The 2458-nt window shown below is 61.4% G+C and carries 2 protein-coding genes; one reads left to right on the top strand and one right to left on the bottom strand.

The window, feature by feature from the left end:
- Nucleotides 1-202 precede the first annotated feature (202 nt).
- A complete protein-coding gene (locus ACSFBL_RS35505; RefSeq protein ID WP_435520484.1) occupies nt 203-1105 on the bottom strand; it encodes a LysR family transcriptional regulator in 903 nt (300 codons plus the stop codon).
- A gap of 126 nt (nt 1106-1231) precedes the next feature.
- Between ACSFBL_RS35505 and ACSFBL_RS35510 the strand changes: the two genes are divergently transcribed.
- Nucleotides 1232-2152, top strand: coding sequence for an SDR family NAD(P)-dependent oxidoreductase (locus ACSFBL_RS35510; protein ID WP_435520485.1), 921 nt, complete (start codon nt 1232-1234; stop codon nt 2150-2152).
- The last annotated feature ends 306 nt before the right edge of the window (nt 2153-2458 follow it).

Below are 2458 nucleotides of genomic sequence, written 5' to 3' on the forward strand. Positions count from 1 at the left end.
TCCGGCGGCCCCTGCGGGGGGCTGGAATAATGAAAGTCAGAACAGCCAGAAGAGAAGTCAGACCATCCCGGTCGGACTCAAGCCAATAGGCCTCCTCGAAAGCCGGTGCGGTTCACTCCGAAGATGGCGGCGTCGCGTTGCCGCGCATGCGCCGGCGACTCCATGACGCAGTGCGGACATCACGGCGATGCGATGCCTATGTTCACTTGGACTTCGTATCGACCTCGCGCAGGACGTCGACGAAGGCGCGCAGACCCGCCGGCACGTGTCGATGCCCAGGGTAGTACAAGGCCAGGCGGCCAAGGGGCGGCGTCCAGTCCTGCAGCACGAGCAGGAGTCGTCCGGACCGGACTTCCTTGCGGACCGACCACTCATTTATGTAGACCAGGCCGAGGCCTGCGAGGGCGGCCTCAAGGCGCAAGAGGGTGTTGTCGAGCGTTATAGGTCCATCGACGTCAAGAGAAATGTAGTCGCCGTGTTTGCTGAACTCCCAACGCCAGAGCGAGCCGCTTGGGAGACGATTGCGAATGCACTGATGGGATTGAAGGTCGTGAGGCGTACGAGGAATCTCTCGGCCCTTGAAGTAGCTTGGCGAGCCCACTACTGCAAATCCTTGCTCTGGGCCAAAGGGAGCCGCCACCATGTCCTGAGGCACGGAGTTGCTCAGCCGCACGCCGGCGTCGAATCCCTCTGCCACGATATCGACGAGCCGCCCCTCCGTGACCATGTCAACACGCATGTCAGGATAGCGCTTGAGGTATTCGCGCACGTAGGTAACCAGAAGCTGGTGCGCAGCAGTTTCTGACGTATTGATGCGCAGCGTTCCGGCCGGGGTTGGGCGGAGTGCGGTCGTCGAATCAATCGCGCCTTCGATTTCCTTCAGAGCCGGGGCGATACGGGCAAGAAAACCCCTTCCTGCCTCTGACAGCGAGACGCTGCGCGTGGTCCGATGGAAAAGTCGGACGCCCATCCGTTCCTCCAGGGCCGAGACCGCGTGACTGATGGCCGAAGGCGAGAGTCCGAGCTCGGCTGCAGCAGCTCTGAAGTTCTGGTGCGAAGCAACGGCAACTACGGCCTGCAGGGCGGATAGTTCAGTGCGTTTCATGAGACTTAGACTGGAGAGGCGACACAATTGATGAATTCAATGCATCACGACATGCGCCATTGTGCTCCTTATCAAATCAATTCTCGCCTCCTACTATTCCGCTCCATATCCATAAGGCGATTGCTCATGTCACGTATCACATCCCCACTCGGGTTCTATTCGACCGCCAACGAAGTGCTTCGCGGCGTGGACCTATCCGGAAAGCGCGCCATCGTTACAGGTGGGGCGTCAGGCATTGGCTTGGAGACCTCGCGAGCTTTGGTGAATGCTGGCGCGGAGGTGACGCTTGCCGTCCGGCGCCCCGAGGCCGTCGAGGAAACTGCGCGTGAACTCCGCGCCTCCCACAGGGGTGATGTTCGCGTCGCGGCATTGGATTTGGTCGACCTTGACTCTGTGCGCCATTTCGCCGAGCAGTGGAGCGGAGCGCTTCACATCCTCGTGAACAACGCAGGTGTCATGGCGATTCCGGAACTGCAGACCACCGCCCAGGGCTGGGAGATGCAGTTTGCTACCAACTTCCTGGGGCACTTTGCCTTGACCCACGGCTTGCACGACGCGCTCAAGCAAGCTGGGGGTGCCCGAATCGTCTCACTCAGTTCGAGCGCGCAACTGCTCGGCCCGGTGGTCTTCGATGACCTGCACTTCAAATTCCGCCCGTACGAGCCGTTTGCCGCCTACGCCCAGGCCAAGACCGCCTGCGTGTTGATGGCCGTGGAAGCCACCCACCGTTGGCGGCACGAGGGCATCTTCGCCAATGCTGTTCATCCTGGAGCCATTGCTACCAACCTTCAGAAGCACACGGGCGGACTCAAGACTCCCCCCGAACGCAGGAAGACCCCCGAGCAGGGCGCCGCGACGTCTGTGCTGCTGGCTGCATCGCCGCTACTGGAGGGCGTAGGTGGCCGCTACTTCGAGGACTGCAACGAGGCATTGGTCGTGGAACGCCGCCCCGTTGACTTCACCGGGGTCGCGCCTTACGCCGTCGATGCGGGTAACGCGGGTCGTTTGTGGGAGATTGCGAGTCAGCTTGTGGGAGTGCAAGCATGAGCTCGTCTTCGCGGTCCGATTGCTCGCTTTGCGAACAAGGCGGACAGCCCGCGATGGAAGACATTGGGGAGCACAAGTAGTTCGTCCAGCAGTTTGGCCGGTCGAATTGCTAGCTTTGATGGGGCTACCCCCCCTGCTATGGAATGCCTGCTTCGGAGAAATCTGTACAGCCGGTAAGGGCCCTCAAGAGACTGGGGCGCGACAATCATCTTGGCCGGTCGAACGACAAGCGTGATGGCCGGTGGTGAGGAGTCGAAGGCGGCGTAGCCGCCGTAGACGACGAGCCACCGGCGGCGCCGGTTTGGT

This window comes from Variovorax glacialis (assembly GCF_051216375.1).
GTDB lineage: Bacteria > Pseudomonadota > Gammaproteobacteria > Burkholderiales > Burkholderiaceae_C > Variovorax.